The sequence below is a fragment of the Klebsiella scottii genome (assembly GCF_036561945.1).
GTDB classification, from domain to species: domain Bacteria; phylum Pseudomonadota; class Gammaproteobacteria; order Enterobacterales; family Enterobacteriaceae; genus Klebsiella; species Klebsiella scottii.
The window spans coordinates 1,326,829-1,340,704 of record NZ_JARXNI010000020.1 but is presented as its reverse complement, the minus strand read 5'-3'; the positions used below and the strand labels follow the sequence as shown (position 1 = coordinate 1,340,704).

13 protein-coding genes and 1 pseudogene are annotated in these 13,876 nt (G+C 56.8%); 7 read left to right on the top strand and 7 right to left on the bottom strand.

Annotation, left to right across the window (positions count from 1 at the left end; translation table 11 throughout):
* The first annotated feature begins 228 nt into the window (after positions 1–228).
* Positions 229–1,734 (top strand): dipeptide/tripeptide permease DtpA, encoded by a 1,506-nt coding sequence (gene dtpA / locus QFI97_RS13990; protein WP_095103113.1) that lies wholly within the window; start codon positions 229–231, stop codon positions 1,732–1,734.
* A gap of 108 nt (positions 1,735–1,842) precedes the next feature.
* Positions 1,843–2,448 (top strand): glutathione transferase GstA, encoded by a 606-nt coding sequence (gstA, locus tag QFI97_RS13985; RefSeq protein WP_095103110.1) that lies wholly within the window; start codon positions 1,843–1,845, stop codon positions 2,446–2,448.
* A gap of 46 nt (positions 2,449–2,494) precedes the next feature.
* On the opposite strand, the gene pdxY is transcribed toward gstA, so the two are convergent.
* The 5 genes from pdxY to anmK all read right to left on the bottom strand — a co-directional run bounded on the left by pdxY (position 2,495) and on the right by anmK (position 7,192).
* Entirely contained in the window at positions 2,495–3,355 is an 861-nt protein-coding gene (gene pdxY / locus QFI97_RS13980) for a pyridoxal kinase PdxY (protein ID WP_095103105.1), read from the bottom strand.
* 61 nt (positions 3,356–3,416) lie between these two features.
* Positions 3,417–4,691, bottom strand: coding sequence for a tyrosine--tRNA ligase (gene tyrS, locus QFI97_RS13975; protein ID WP_095103101.1), 1,275 nt, complete (start codon positions 4,689–4,691; stop codon positions 3,417–3,419).
* Between the two features lie 247 nt (positions 4,692–4,938).
* Positions 4,939–5,595: a pyridoxamine 5'-phosphate oxidase gene (gene pdxH / locus QFI97_RS13970; protein WP_095103099.1), complete on the bottom strand. Its 657-nt coding sequence runs from the start codon at positions 5,593–5,595 to the stop codon at positions 4,939–4,941.
* A 57-nt stretch (positions 5,596–5,652) separates the two neighbouring features.
* Positions 5,653–5,976: a C-type lysozyme inhibitor gene (gene mliC / locus QFI97_RS13965; RefSeq protein ID WP_095103098.1), complete on the bottom strand. Its 324-nt coding sequence runs from the start codon at positions 5,974–5,976 to the stop codon at positions 5,653–5,655.
* A gap of 91 nt (positions 5,977–6,067) precedes the next feature.
* Entirely contained in the window at positions 6,068–7,192 is a 1,125-nt protein-coding gene (gene anmK, locus QFI97_RS13960) for an anhydro-N-acetylmuramic acid kinase (RefSeq protein ID WP_095103096.1), read from the bottom strand.
* A gap of 363 nt (positions 7,193–7,555) precedes the next feature.
* On the opposite strand from anmK, the gene slyB reads away from it, so the two are divergent.
* Positions 7,556–8,023 (top strand): outer membrane lipoprotein SlyB, encoded by a 468-nt coding sequence (gene slyB / locus QFI97_RS13955; RefSeq protein ID WP_095103095.1) that lies wholly within the window; start codon positions 7,556–7,558, stop codon positions 8,021–8,023.
* A gap of 351 nt (positions 8,024–8,374) precedes the next feature.
* A pseudogene (locus QFI97_RS13950) lies at positions 8,375–8,980 on the top strand (MASE4 domain-containing protein).
* 121 nt (positions 8,981–9,101) lie between these two features.
* On the opposite strand, the gene slyA reads toward QFI97_RS13950, so the two are convergent.
* A complete protein-coding gene (gene slyA / locus QFI97_RS13945) occupies positions 9,102–9,542 on the bottom strand; it encodes a transcriptional regulator SlyA (RefSeq protein ID WP_071844932.1) in 441 nt (146 codons plus the stop codon).
* Between the two features lie 170 nt (positions 9,543–9,712).
* On the opposite strand from slyA, the gene QFI97_RS13940 reads away from it, so the two are divergent.
* From QFI97_RS13940 to QFI97_RS13930, 3 genes are read left to right on the top strand one after another with little or no spacing between them, the layout of a single operon-like run.
* Positions 9,713–9,949 carry a DUF1656 domain-containing protein gene (locus tag QFI97_RS13940; protein ID WP_346431395.1) on the top strand — a complete coding sequence of 79 codons (237 nt, stop codon included), beginning with the start codon at positions 9,713–9,715 and terminating at the stop codon, positions 9,947–9,949.
* A gap of 10 nt (positions 9,950–9,959) precedes the next feature.
* Positions 9,960–10,856 carry an efflux RND transporter periplasmic adaptor subunit gene (locus tag QFI97_RS13935; protein ID WP_095103088.1) on the top strand — a complete coding sequence of 299 codons (897 nt, stop codon included), beginning with the start codon at positions 9,960–9,962 and terminating at the stop codon, positions 10,854–10,856.
* Positions 10,856–12,880 carry an FUSC family protein gene (locus tag QFI97_RS13930; RefSeq protein ID WP_346431394.1) on the top strand — a complete coding sequence of 675 codons (2,025 nt, stop codon included), beginning with the start codon at positions 10,856–10,858 and terminating at the stop codon, positions 12,878–12,880. Before QFI97_RS13935 ends, QFI97_RS13930 begins: the two co-directional genes overlap by 1 nt.
* Positions 12,881–12,976: 96 nt before the next feature.
* Here the strand turns inward: QFI97_RS13930 and QFI97_RS13925 are convergent, their stop codons facing one another.
* Entirely contained in the window at positions 12,977–13,873 is an 897-nt protein-coding gene (locus tag QFI97_RS13925; RefSeq protein WP_331834335.1) for an aldo/keto reductase, read from the bottom strand.
* Positions 13,874–13,876: the final 3 nt, after the last annotated feature.

The window sequence follows — 13,876 nt, the reverse complement described above, 5'->3', positions numbered from 1 at the left end:
CACCAATGGCGAAACGGTGAAGTTTAACTCTGCATAACATTTGAATGACCGGCGTATTATAACGCCTCGGTTATGTGTAACAGAGTATTACAAAGCTATTGCCTGAACGGTCAGGATAGTGAACATTACCTGCCGTTTTCCCTCCAGAATAACTATAAAGGCGGCGGTCATCGAAGATTGCGCCCCGAACACCCCCCGTTAATATGGGATGTAAAAAAAGAGGTATATGTGTCAACTGCAAACAATAAACCAGCAGAAAGCGTGAGTTTGAACGCTTTCAAGCAGCCGAAATCGTTCTACCTGATCTTCTCGATCGAATTATGGGAGCGTTTTGGTTATTACGGCCTGCAAGGGATCATGGCCGTTTACCTGGTAAAACAGCTGGGTATGTCAGAAGCGGATTCTATTACACTCTTCTCCTCCTTCAGCGCGCTGGTCTACGGCCTCGTGGCTATCGGCGGCTGGCTGGGCGATAAAGTGCTCGGCACCAAGCGCGTCATTATGCTGGGTACGATCGTACTGGCGATCGGCTATGCGCTGGTCGCGTATTCCGGACATGACGCCGCTATCGTTTATATGGGTATGGCGACTATCGCCGTCGGTAACGGCCTGTTTAAGGCTAACCCGTCCTCCCTGCTGTCTACCTGTTATGAGAAAGACGACCCGCGTCTGGACGGTGCATTTACCATGTACTATATGTCCATCAACATCGGTTCGTTCTTCTCGATGCTGGCTACCCCGTGGCTGGCAGCGAAGTTCGGCTGGAGTATCGCCTTCTCCCTGAGCTTTGTCGGCATGTTGATTACGCTGGTGAACTTTATGTTCTGCAAGAAATGGGTGAAAAACTACGGTTCTAAACCCGACTTCGCCCCGGTTCATTACGGCAAACTGCTGGCCACCCTCGTCGGCGTGGTTATCCTGGTGGTTATCGCTACCTGGCTACTGCATAACCAGGGCATCGCTCGTATGGTTCTGGGCGTGGTTGCGCTGGGCATCGTCATCATCTTCGCCAAAGAAGCTATCGCCCTGAAGGGCGCCGCGCGTCGTAAGATGGTTGTGGCCTTCATTCTGATGGTGCAGGCGATCGTCTTCTTCGTCCTTTACAGCCAGATGCCGACGTCCCTGAACTTCTTCGCCATCCGCAACGTTGAGCATGCCATTATGGGCATCAGCTTCCAGCCGGAGCAGTTCCAGGCGCTGAACCCGTTCTGGATTATGATCGGTAGCCCGATTCTGGCCGCCATCTATAACAAGATGGGCGACCGTCTGCCGATGCCGCACAAGTTTGCTATCGGTATGATTCTCTGTTCCGCCGCATTCCTGGTGCTGCCGCTGGGCACCAAATTCGCCACCGATGCCGGTATCGTGTCGGTAAACTGGCTGATTCTGAGCTACGCGCTGCAGAGTATTGGCGAGCTGATGATTTCCGGCCTCGGTCTGGCAATGGTTGCCCAGCTGGTTCCGCAGCGTCTGATGGGCTTCATCATGGGCAGCTGGTTCCTGACCACCGCGGGCGCAGCAATTATTGCAGGTAAGATTGCTAACCTGATGGCCGTTCCGGAAAACGTAACCGACCCGCTGGTTTCTCTGAACGTTTACGGTCACGTATTCATGCAGATTGGTATCGTGACGGCCGTAATCGCCGCGCTGATGCTGCTGACGGCGCCGAAGCTGAATCGTATGACTCTGGACGACGATAGCGTCGCTAAAGATCGCGAGACGGCAACAGCCTAAGCGCTTCGGGAAAACCACTTAATTTAGCCGCTAACCTGCCGTTAGCGGCTTTTTTTTTACCCCTGCGCGGACTACCATACAGAAAACTGCAGCCACAAGGAGTTACCGATGAAACTGTTCTACAAACCCGGCGCCTGTTCTCTTGCTTCGCATATCGCCCTGCGCGAAAGCGGGCTGGATTTCACCTTGCAGGGCGTGGACGTAATGAAAAAGCGTCTTGAAAACGGGGATGATTACCTGCTGATTAACCCGAAAGGCCAGGTTCCGGCGCTGCTGCTTGACGACGATCTCCTGCTGACGGAAGGCGTGGCGATTATGCAGTACATTGCCGATCGCGTCCCGGATCGACAGCTGCTGGCCCCGGTGGACACCATCGCCCGCTACCAGACGCTGGAGTGGTTGAACTACGTCGCAACGGAGCTGCACAAAGGCTTCACCCCGCTGTTTCGTCCGGACACGCCGGAAGATTACAAACCGACGGTACGCGCGCAGCTGGAGAAGAAGCTGCAGTATATTGACGAATCACTGGAGGATAAGCAGTGGCTGAACGGCCATCGTTTCACCATCGCCGATGGCTATCTGTTTACCGTACTGCGCTGGGCGTACGCGGTGAAGCTGAATATGGCAGGCTATCGCCATATCGAGGCGTGGATGAAGCACATCGCCGCGCGCCCGTCGGTGGCGGCGGCGCTGGAAGCGGAAGGTCTGAAGTAAGGTCGATTGCCCTGCCCGGGCGCGGCTCCGGGCAGGCTGTCAGCGCCTACAGCTGCGTGGCGCTGAAGAGATGCTCAGGCAGCGCAATGCGATCCTGCGCCGCCACGACCTGCAGCTCATACTCCTGCATTGCTTTGGTCGCCAGCATGATTTCGTACACCGCGGCGGTGACGTGCTCCAGCGCATCGCGCAGGCTCGCTCCCTGCAGAAGCTTCACCAGCAGCAGGCCGCTGGTCACATCCCCCACCCCCACCGGCTGACGCAGGCCAAAATCCACCAGCGGACGGCTGATATGCCAGGCTTCGTCGCGCGTCACCAGCAGCATTTCAAAACGGTCCATGCTAATCCCGGCGCGCGACAGGTGCTTCACCAGCACCACTTCCGGCCCCTGGGCAATGAGCTCCCGCGCGGCGGCCACCGCTTCGCCGACGTTGGCCACCGGATGCTCGCAGAGAATTTCCAGCTCCAGCAGATTCGGGGCAATAATATCGCTGGCAGGCAGCGCATGGCGCACGTGAAACTCGGCTACGCCAGGTGCTACGATGCAGCCCTTTTCAGGATGGCCCATCACCGGATCGCAAAAATATTTTGCCGCCGGATTGGCCGCTTTCACCTGACGCACAATCCCGAGAATATGTTCGCCCTGTTCCGCCGATCCCAGATAACCGCTGAGCACCGCGTCGCAGCGTTGAAGCTGATTAATATCAGCGATGCCCTGTACAATCTCGGTCAGATGCGCTGGCGGCATAACGCAGCCGGTCCATTTACCGTACTGAGTATGGTTTGAGAACTGCACGGTATTGAGGGGCCAGACGTTCGCGCCAAGGCGGCGCATCGGAAACTCGGCAGCGCTATTGCCGGCATGGCCAAACACAACGTGAGACTGGATGGCGAGGATATTCTTCATCTTGGATACCTGACAGCAAAAAATAAGGGGCGTGGTTTCCCACGCCCCTGCCTTTACGCAATTACTTCCAGCAGACCAGACAGTAATTTTTCTTACCGCGGCGCAGTAAGGTATAGCGACCAAACAGGCGATCGCCTTCGCCGAAGACATACTCCGGGTCGGCCTGTTTTTCACCGTTGATGGTCACCGCGTTGGAGGCGATGGTTTTACGCGCCTGGCCACGGGATGGCTGCAGCTCGGAATCCACCAGCGCCTGCATCAGGTCGGCGCCCTGTTCCATTTCAATCATCGGTACGCCGTCCTGCGCCAGCTGCTCGAAGTCCGCTTCGCTCAGCTCGCTCAGGTTGCCGTTAAACAGGCTCTCGGTAATGCGTTTTGCGGCGATCAGGCCCTCTTCACCATGCACCAGACGCGTCACCAGTTCCGCCAGCACGTACTGCGCGCGCGGAGCCTTACCGCTGTTTTTGTCTTCTTCCTCAAGGGCATTGATCTCGTCAATTTCCATAAAGGTGAAGAACTTCAGGAAGCGATAAACGTCGGCATCCGCGGTGTTGATCCAGAACTGGTAGAATTTATACGGACTGGTTTTCTTCGGATCCAGCCATACCGCGCCGCCTTCGGTCTTACCGAACTTGGTGCCATCCGCTTTGGTGATCAGCGGAACGGTCAGACCAAATACCTGGTTCTGATGCAGGCGACGGGTCAGGTCGATACCGGAGGTAATGTTACCCCACTGATCCGAACCACCGATTTGCAGCGCAACCCCGTGCAGTTCATTCAGGCACGCGAAGTCGTAGCCCTGCAGCAGGTTATAGGAGAACTCGGTAAAGGAGATGCCCTGATCGTCACGGTTCAGACGCTGCTTAACCGCTTCTTTATTGATCATCTGATTGACGGAGAAATGCTTGCCGATATCACGCAGGAAGGTCAGCACGTTCATGCCGCCAAACCAGTCGTAGTTATTCGCGGCAATGGCCGAGTTGTCTCCGCAATCAAAGTCGAGGAAAGGCGCGACCTGTTTACGAATTTTATCAACCCACTCCTGCACGGTGTCTTCGGTGTTCAGTTTACGCTCGGCGGCTTTGAAGCTCGGGTCACCAATCAGACCGGTCGCACCACCCACCAGCGCCACAGGCTTATGGCCTGCCTGCTGGAAGCGTTTCAGGCATAACAATGGAACAAGATGCCCCAAGTGCAAGCTGTCGGCGGTAGGATCGAAGCCGCAATAGAGCGCGATCGGGCCTTGCGCCAGTCGCTCTGCTAACGCTTCCTCGTCCGTCACCTGGGCTACCAGCCCCCGCTCTTGCAATTGTTTAATCAAGTTACTGCTTGCCATCAAATTCTCCATGTATAAACGACTGCACCTTTGCCGGTACACGACTTTTCGCCAGACGCGAAAAAATACTACACAAAATGATTCAGGCTGCATCAAAGCGGCAAGCATGGGAAGCCTCAGGCGCTTACGCGGGTAAGCTACCGGATGAGCAGGCATGGCCAGCTACGATGCAGCGTGAAAAATGAAGCCTATAGAATAAAGCGCCGGGGAACGTAGTACCAGCGCTTAAAACAACATTTTGCGTCCTTTATGGCGCCAGGCGGTCGATTTGCCAGCCGTCGTTTTGCCGCTGGTACAGAAAACGATCGTGCAGACGATGCTCGCCGCCCTGCCAGAACTCCATCTGTTCGATATTGACGCGGAACCCGCCCCAGAAGCTCGGCAGCGGCACTTCGCCCTGCTGGAATTTTTGCTTCAGCTCAAGGAACTTGCTTTCAAGAATACCGCGGGCAGAAATGCGGCTGGACTGGCGGGAAACCCAGGCACCGATCTGGCTATCGCGCGGGCGGCTGTGGAAATACTTAATCACTTCCAGCGTCGACAGACGTTCAGCTTTGCCGCTCACCATCACCTGGCGCTCCAGCATATGCCACGGAAACAGCAGGCTCACGCGGGGATTTTTTTCGATCTGGTGCGCTTTGCGGCTGCCGAGGTTGGTGTAAAACACCAGCCCCTTTTCGTCATAGTGCTTTAACAGCACGATACGCTGATAGGGCTGGCCGCTTTCATCAACGGTGGCCACCACCATCGCCGTGGGGTCAGCCAGCCGGGCATCGCAGGCCTGTCGGAGCCAACGCTCAAACAGCGTCAGCGGTTCGGCGGGAAGATCGTGGCGACGCAGGCCGCCACGGGTATACTCTCGGCGCAGATGCGCGATTTGCTGCAATTCGTCGTTGTCTGACATGGCAATTGAGAAAATAGTCGTCGGGTGGCGTCATTGTGCGCCCCCGGGAGAGAAATCTCAACGTTTGGCGGTTTGCAGCTGGCAGTTTTCCAGCACCACGCGGTCGTGTTTGTAGACCGTGGCACCGTCGCCTTTTGACCAGAAGACGTATACGCCGTCGGTATAGCGCGCCCCCGACGCCGATAGCCCCTGCTGCAGATTCAGCTGCTGGTTATCGTAAATGAAGCTTACCTGCTGGCGGGCGTTATTGAGATGAACGGTCAGCGGTTTCTGATCGCACTGATACTCCAGCGTATCGGTCTGCATGCGCTCGACAAACTGGTTGTAATAGCTACAGCCTGCGAGCATAAAAGGTATCGCTGCGATAAGGATTTTTTTCATTTGGTTGCCTTCGACTTTCCCGGTCCAGGAGGGTACTGACCCTCCACTCACTTCATCCAGTTTACCGGTTAATAAAATATAGCGAATTCAGTTAACTCTGATTCTGCGGCGCATTCGCCGGGAAAATCGCGCCAAGGATGGAGGCTTCTGCGGCACCGGTCACCGACGGCAGGTTGCCGGGCAGCCCGGACATAGTCCGCCACGCCAGCCACGCAAAGGCCAGCGCTTCCATATCGTCACCGCTGATCCCCGCCGCATCGGTGGTAGAGACCTCCGTACCCGGCAGCAGCGCCGCCAGCCGCGCCATCAGCAGCGGATTACGGGCCCCGCCGCCGCACACCAGCAGCCGCTCGCAGCCGCCGCTGAGCATCACCTGTTCACTAATCGTGACCGCGGTAAGCTCCGTCAGCGTGGTCTGAACGTCCTGCGGGCTAACGCCGGGATAGCGGGCCAGATGCCGCTGCAGCCAGCCGTAGTTGAAGTATTCCCGCCCGGTACTTTTCGGCGCGGGCAGCGCGAACCACGGATCGCTGAGCATATCCTGCAGCAGCGGCAGCAGCACCTTGCCTCCGCTGGCCCAGTGGGCATCTTTATCGTAGGGTTTACCGCACTGACGCCAGATCCACGCGTCCATCAGCATATTGCCAGGACCGGTGTCGTAGCCGCGGACCGGCAGACCGGGCGCCAGCAGCGAGAGATTAGCGATGCCGCCAACGTTTAGCACCATCCTGCGCTCAACCGGATGCGCCAACAGCGCGTGGTGGAAGGCCGGAACCAGCGGCGCGCCCTGGCCCCCAAGAGCCATATCGCGACGGCGGAAATCACCCACCACCGTGATGCCGGTATGGGCGGCAATCTGGTTATTGTCACCGATTTGCAATGTGTTAGGCGCATCGCCCATCGGCTCGTGCCAGACCGTCTGACCGTGGCAGCCAATCGCAACGATCTCCGAGGCCTGCAAATTCTCCTGGCGCATTAGCGCCCGTACCGCATCGGAAAACAGCCGACCAAGGCGCGTATCAAGCTGTCCTAACTGCGATAAGGTGAGCGGCTGCCCCTGACAGATAGCCAGAATCTCTTCTTTTATTGCGATAGGGATGGGATAGGTCAGGCTGGCCTGCTGGGCCACAATACTTTCGTTAATTACCGCCAGAACCACATCGATGCCATCCAGGCTGGTGCCAGACATTACGCCAATAAAGCGACCTGATTTCATACGCCTTCCTTCATTCCATGACTCTCGTATAGCGACACTCCATCATAAAGACGGGGTCATTGCTATGGGACAATAATTTTTTTTAACACTAAAACGGATAAACCTTAAATCATTCCGGCTGTCAGATAATCAGGTTTTAGCCGCTTTAAAACGGCGCCAAAGCCTGAACAGAGAAGCCCGAAGCCTCGCAGTTATAAACGCGACGCTTCGCGTAAAGCGCTTACGTTTAGCTGCGGTTAAGACGTTTTTGCTTATTATTTTTCATATTGTCCATGCGGAAGCTATGCCAGCTGGCGCTTAAATGCCATATAATTGACCACATGGAAGTTCAACAGAACGCTATTTGGTGAAGGAGATTCATAAATGATTTTACGTGTTTTGGCTGTCTCGATGATTGGTTTTACTCTTGCGGGCTGCGTCAGCAGCAGCGGCCTTTCCGGTGATGTTTACTCCGCATCCGAAGCCAAACAGGTCCAGAGCGTAACTTACGGAACCATCGTTCATACCCGCGCGGTTCAGATCCAGGGCGGCGATGACAGCAATGCCATCGGTGCTATCGGCGGCGCAGTTCTGGGTGGATTCCTCGGTAACACCATCGGTGGCGGCACGGGCCGTTCGCTGGCAACGGCAGCAGGCGCAGTTGCGGGCGGCGTAGCCGGCCAGGGCGTCCAGGGCGCAATGAATAAAACCCAGGGCGTTGAGCTGGAAATCCGTAAGGATGACGGCAACACCATTCTGGTGGTCCAGAAACAGGGCAGCACCCCGTTCTCCGTTGGCCAGCGCGTCGCGATTGCCGGCAGCGGCAGCCAGGTCACCGTGTCCCCGCGTTAATATTCTTTCATGCGGCCTTTCGGGGCCGCATTATTCACTAAAGATCAAGATATTGTATCCGGCCATATCGTTTTGCGGTTCAGCCGCCCCTGACGTTAAAGAGCATAGCTTTGCGCCGGCGCAATATTAAACGCTCGAGCTGCTATATTATATATCCCTGCCCCACATCATCATTTTCGAAAATGACGTCGCCCGTACTGTTTTATTTTACAGGGATGAAGAAGATGCTGATTAACTCACGGACTTTATTAAACCAAGGTCTTGCTCTATTTACTTACCTGCATTATTGCCATTGGCCTGATACATTTATTTGCCGCCTCATTAATTAGCCGCACATCGACGTCCAGCCCGGTGCTGTTGCCGGTATTGACTATATTTTTATTGATCTTACATCTCACTATGTCCGGCTTCATGATGATGAAGTACTGGTGCGTTCGGGAGCGCCTGCATCTGACCGCCATTGCCTGCGCCTACGGCGGATCGGCGCTGCTGGTGCCGGGAAGGTTTAGCGGCCATTCGGACTGGCTTCTCTGCAATCAGGGCCATACCTGACGCTAGCGCCGCTTTGATTTTCTTTATCTTCCGCGCAACGCGATGCTGGTCATACTCTTTACTCCCGCGATTATTTTATATCACTTCCGCCATAGCCCGCGCCTCACCAGAAAGGTTCATACCGTTATTCTGACGAGCTGCCCGAGTTTTACGACGCTGATAATTACTCCGTCATGGCTTTATTCAAGTAATCATCCGCTCTGGCATAACCGTATTGGCCGGGTTATAGTCGCCAGTTGGTTAATAACGCTAATGCTGCTGGTTTATATAAGCCGATTGCGCAATATATTCTGGTACAGCAGCGCCTTCTTTTGTTCGGCCTATATATTTACGCTACCGGTGCTAATCCCGCAGAGTGACATGCTGTATTCGTGGTATCACGCGCGGCGTATTTACCGCCGTTGACGGTCGCCTGACGACCGAAGAGTGCGGATGCGGCAATGTACGAAGCGAAAAACCGCGTCGTCGTGTGGCATGAGTCGAAGTAGAGAATGAAGGGCCTTGAGAGTTCAAGGCCCTGAACAGGTTAATCTTTTGCCTGGAGGTCCAGAATATTGTGTTCCAGTTTGCGGATCAAACCGAGCAGCATTTCAACCTCTTGCGTCGAGACGCCAGCCAGAATTTCATCGCGCGTTTTGCTGATAACCTCTTCCATCTCATTGATCAGCGGCTCCGCTTTTTCCGTCAGCCGAATACGCTTCGCCCGCCGATCGTTGGCGCAGGTCTGGCGAGAAATGAGACCTTTCTCCTCCAGCTGATCCAGCGTACGCACCAAAGAAGGCTGCTCAATTCCGATGGCTTTCGCCAGTTGAATCTGCGACTGCTCAGGCGGCAGCTGATGGATGTTATGCAGCGTGACCCAGTGCGTCTGCGTTAACTCCAGAGGTTTCAGGCGATGGTCGATCAGCGCGCGCCAGACGCGCACTAAACGTGCCAGATCAGAACCCAGTGGCGATTCCAATTTCATCTCCTTATAATTAGCTTGCTAAGTTATTATACTGATTTTAGAATAGTGTGCAGCATTTAAATAATCAAAACAAATGAATTACCTGATTCACTAATATGAAAACAATGATTTACAATGCAAATAATAGCATTACCTGACATTCTCCCTGCAACGGCAAAGGATTTTTGCTTGTGAAACTGAGTCTTAACTCTTGCGGATTGTCGCTCCAGGACCTGGTGTTTGGCGCTTCTATCTATTTCCCCCCTCTGTTTAAAGCCGTCCTGCTGGGGTTCTTTATCTGGCTGGTGCTTCATCGTCAGCTGCGCGACTGGATGTACGCCGGCGATATCTGGCACCCGCTGCTGATGGATCTCTCCCTGTTTGCGCTTTCAGTGTGTCTGGCACTGGTTCTGTTGACCGTCTGGTAATGTTAACTCGATGAAAAAAATAAAATATTTCTCAACCCTACTGATTGCGGCGCTGGCGATTATTGCCGCCTGGCTGGTCTGGAACTACTACACGCAATCGCCGTGGACCCGTGACGGCAAGGTGCGCGCCGAGCAGGTCAGCATCACGCCTCAGGTATCCGGCAGCATCCTGCAGCTTAACGTCCGCGATAACCAGCTGGTGAAAGCCGGAGACGTGCTGTTTAAGATCGATGACACCCCCTATCGTATTGCCTTGCTCGACGCCGAGGCACAGCTGGCCAAAACCCGGGCCGATCTGGCGAAGGCCCAGGTGGAACAGGCAAAAGCCGCCAGTGACGCCGCCCGCCGCCGAAATCTGTCGCGAAACGTGATTTCCGCCGAAGATCTGGAAAGCGCCGGCACCGCGCTGAATACGGCCAACGCGGTCCTCGAAGCGGCCAAAGCCGTGATGGGCGTCGCGCAGGCCAGTCTCGAACGCGCCCGCTGGCAGCTCAGCCAGACCGTGATTAAGGCGCCGGTTGACGGCTGGGTCACCAATCTCTCCACCCGCGTTGGCGACTACGCCTCCGTCGGCCGCCCCCAGTTCGCGCTGGTGGACAGCCATTCGTTCTACGTCATTGGCTATTTTGAAGAAACCAAGCTGCGTCATATCCGCGCCGGGGATAGCGCCGAGGTGATTCTCTATAGCAGCAAGCAAAAGTTACAAGGTCACGTTTCCAGCATTGGCCGCGCCATTGTTGACCAAAGCGTTGAAAACGGCGCCGCGCTGGTGGCGGATATTAAACCGAATATTCCCTGGGTACGCCTGGCCCAGCGGGTGCCGGTACGCATTGAGCTGACCGGCCTGCCGCAGGAGATCACGCTTATCTCCGGCACCACCTGTACCGTTTCTATCGGCCGGCCATAGTGAAGGTGCAGGCCCTGACGTGGCGCGCGCTTCCCTGGGTTAAGGCCAGCCGGGCGCAGTGGCGATACGCGCTGCGCAACGGCATTGCCATGTGCCTGGCGCTGAGCGTCGCCTACTGGCTGAACCTGGATGAGCCCTACTGGGCGATGACCTCAGCGGCGGTGGTCAGTTTTCCTACCGTCGGCGGCGTGATCAGCAAAAGCTTTGGCCGCATCGCCGGCAGCCTGCTCGGCGCTTGTGCCGCCCTGCTGCTGGCCGGCCATACCCTGAACGATCCGTGGCTGTTCTTATTCAGCATCTCGGCATGGATCGCGCTTTGCACCTGGGCCTGCGCGATGTACACCAACAACGTGGCCTACGCTTTCCAGCTTGCCGGCTATACCTGCGCCATTATTGCTTTCCCGGTTATCAACGTTACCGACGCCAACGAGCTGTGGAGCATTGCCCAGTCGCGCGTTTGCGAAGTCATCGTCGGGATCCTTTGCGGCGGGGTCATGATGATGATCCTGCCCAGCACCTCCGACGGCACCACGCTGCTGACGGCGTTGAAAAATATGCATGCGCGCCTGCTGGAGCATGCCAGCCTGCTGTGGGTGCCGGAAACTACCGATGCGATTCGCACCGCCCACGAAAGCGTTATTGGCCAGATCCTGACCATGAACCTGCTGCGTATTCAGGCCTTCTGGAGCCACTACCGCTTCCGCCGGCAGAATCCGCTGCTGAACTATTTGCTGCACCAGCAGCTGCGTATGACCAGCGTCATCTCCAGCCTGCGCCGGATGCTGCTCAACTGGCCCGATGCCCCCAGGAATACCCGCGCGGTGCTGGAGACGCTGCTGAGCGAGCTGGCCAGCCCGCGCGCCGATCTCTACTCCGTCGCCCGCATTATCGCCCCGCTGGCGCCCGGAGCCGCGGCCGACTACCGGCACCTGGCGTTCTGGATGCGCCTGCGCTACTTCTGCCGCCTGTATCTGCAGAGCAGCCGCTGGATAGCCCGGGTGGAGAACGCGACGGCGGTGACCGAATTCAACGTTCCTTCGGCGCCCGCGCTGGCCCGCCACACCGATCAGGCGGAAGCGCTGTGGAACGGCGTGCGAACCTTCTGCGCGCTGGTGATGGTCGGGGCGTGGGGCATCAGCACCCAGTGGCAGTCCAGCGCCGCCGCGCTCACCCTCGCCGCCATCTGCTGCGTGCTCTACTCCATCTCGCCCTCGCCGTTCAAATCGCTGACGCTGCTGATGCGCACGCTGGTGCTGCTCTCTCTGTTCAGCTTTGTGGTCAAATTCGGCCTGATGGTGCAGATAACCGATTTATGGCAATTTTTGCTGTTCCTCTTCCCGCTGCTCACTACCATGCAGCTGCTCAAGCTGCAGATGCCGAAGCTGGCGGGTCTGTGGGGGCAGCTGATCGTTTTTATGGGTTCGTTTATTTCGGTGACCAACCCGCCGGTCTACGACTTTGCCGCATTTCTCAACGATAACCTGGGGAAAATCATCGGCGTAGGCCTTGCCTGGCTTGCCTTCGCGGTGATAAGTCCGGGCTCGGATGCACGCAAGAGCCGTCGTCACATCAGAGCGTTACGGCGTCACTTTGTCGATCAGCTTAGCCGCCATCCGCAGCATAGCGAGCACGAGTTTGAGTCTCTGGTTTACCACCATATCAGCCAGCTGAGTAACAGCCAGGATGCCCTGGCGCGCCGCTGGCTGCTGCGCTGGGGGGTTGTGCTGCTTAACTGCTCCCACGTGGTGTGGCAGCTTCGGGAATGGGAAACCCGCTCCGATCCGCTCTCTCAGGTGCGCGACCTGTGCATTAGCCTGCTGCGGGATGTGATGAGCGAGCGCGGCGTTCAGCAGCGGCCGCTGGCGTCGACGCTGCAGGAGCTACAGCGCATTTGCGACACGCTTAGTCATCATCATCAGCCGGCGGCGAAGGAGCTGGCGGCGGTTATCTGGCGCCTCTACTGCGCGCTGTCGCAGCTGGAGCAGGCGCCTGTCGCCGGAACGATAGAAGAAAGGACGGCGTGAGGCGTTGGCGCTGAAAGAAAAAACCCGGAGAGCGGCGCGGGCCGTATCCGGGTTTATCGGGGCGCATCACGAGCGCCGGTAGCGCTCTTGCGTTGCTTACGGGACGTCGTATCCCAGCGCGGCTTTGCGGATGCGGAACCACTGCTGACGGGACATATTCAGCTTTTCCGCTACCAGCGCGGAGCGGACGCGCTCAATCTTGCCGGAGCCAATAATCGGCAGCGGCTGCGACGGCAGGCGCAGGATCCACGCGTAGACCACCTGCTCGATGCTTTCGGCATTCAGCTCCCTGGCAACCTGGGCCAGCTCATCGCGCAGCGGCTGGAAGCTTTCATCATTAAACAGACGGCCGCCGCCCAGGCAGGACCACGCCATCGGCCTGATCCGCAGCTGCTGCAGCTGATCTAAGGTGCCGTCCAGCAGCAGCGGCTGGTGCACCGGCGAGATTTCCAGCTGGTTAGTCGACAGCGTAAACGGCAGGCGCGATTGCAGGAGGGTAAACTGGGCCGGCGTGAAGTTTGAGACGCCGAAGTGGCGCACCTTGCCGCTGTGGTGCAGCGCGAGGAAGGCTTCCGCCACCTCATCGGCATTCATCAGCGGATCCGGGCGATGAATCAGCAGCAAATCGAGATGGTCGGTAGCCAGATTACGCAGCGACTGCTCGGCGCTGAGCACAATATGGTCGCGATCGGTAATATAGTGGCCAATGGTATTTTCCGCCCGCGCCATCGTGGCGATGCCGCATTTGCTGACGATCTCCATCCGGCTACGCAGATGCGGAGCCAGCTTCAGCGCTTCGCCAAACGCCGCCTCGCACTGATAGTCACCGTAAATATCCGCATGATCGACGGTCGTGACGCCAAGATCCAGGTGCTGCTCAATAAAGCTGACCAGCTCTTTCGCGGACATATTCCAGTCCATCAAACGCCAGTAGCCCATAACAAAACGCGAGAATTCCGGCCCCTGCGGAGCCATAGCAATACGCTGAACCATAAC

Excerpts from the sequence above, each read along its gene's own strand:
- mliC (WP_095103098.1), bottom strand. The coding sequence starts at position 5,976 with ATGAAAAAAATCCTTATCGCAGCGATACCTTTTATGCTCGCAGGCTGT.
- QFI97_RS13935 (WP_095103088.1), top strand. The coding sequence starts at position 9,960 with ATGAAAAAAATAAAATATTTCTCAACCCTACTGATTGCGGCGCTGGCG.
- slyA (WP_071844932.1), bottom strand. The coding sequence starts at position 9,542 with ATGAAATTGGAATCGCCACTGGGTTCTGATCTGGCACGTTTAGTGCGC.
- pdxH (WP_095103099.1), bottom strand. The coding sequence starts at position 5,595 with ATGTCAGACAACGACGAATTGCAGCAAATCGCGCATCTGCGCCGAGAG.
- pdxY (WP_095103105.1), bottom strand. The coding sequence starts at position 3,355 with ATGAAGAATATCCTCGCCATCCAGTCTCACGTTGTGTTTGGCCATGCC.
- anmK (WP_095103096.1), bottom strand. The coding sequence starts at position 7,192 with ATGAAATCAGGTCGCTTTATTGGCGTAATGTCTGGCACCAGCCTGGAT.
- QFI97_RS13925 (WP_331834335.1), bottom strand. The coding sequence starts at position 13,873 with ATGGTTCAGCGTATTGCTATGGCTCCGCAGGGGCCGGAATTCTCGCGT.
- slyB (WP_095103095.1), top strand. The coding sequence starts at position 7,556 with ATGATTTTACGTGTTTTGGCTGTCTCGATGATTGGTTTTACTCTTGCG.
- tyrS (WP_095103101.1), bottom strand. The coding sequence starts at position 4,691 with ATGGCAAGCAGTAACTTGATTAAACAATTGCAAGAGCGGGGGCTGGTA.
- gstA (WP_095103110.1), top strand. The coding sequence starts at position 1,843 with ATGAAACTGTTCTACAAACCCGGCGCCTGTTCTCTTGCTTCGCATATC.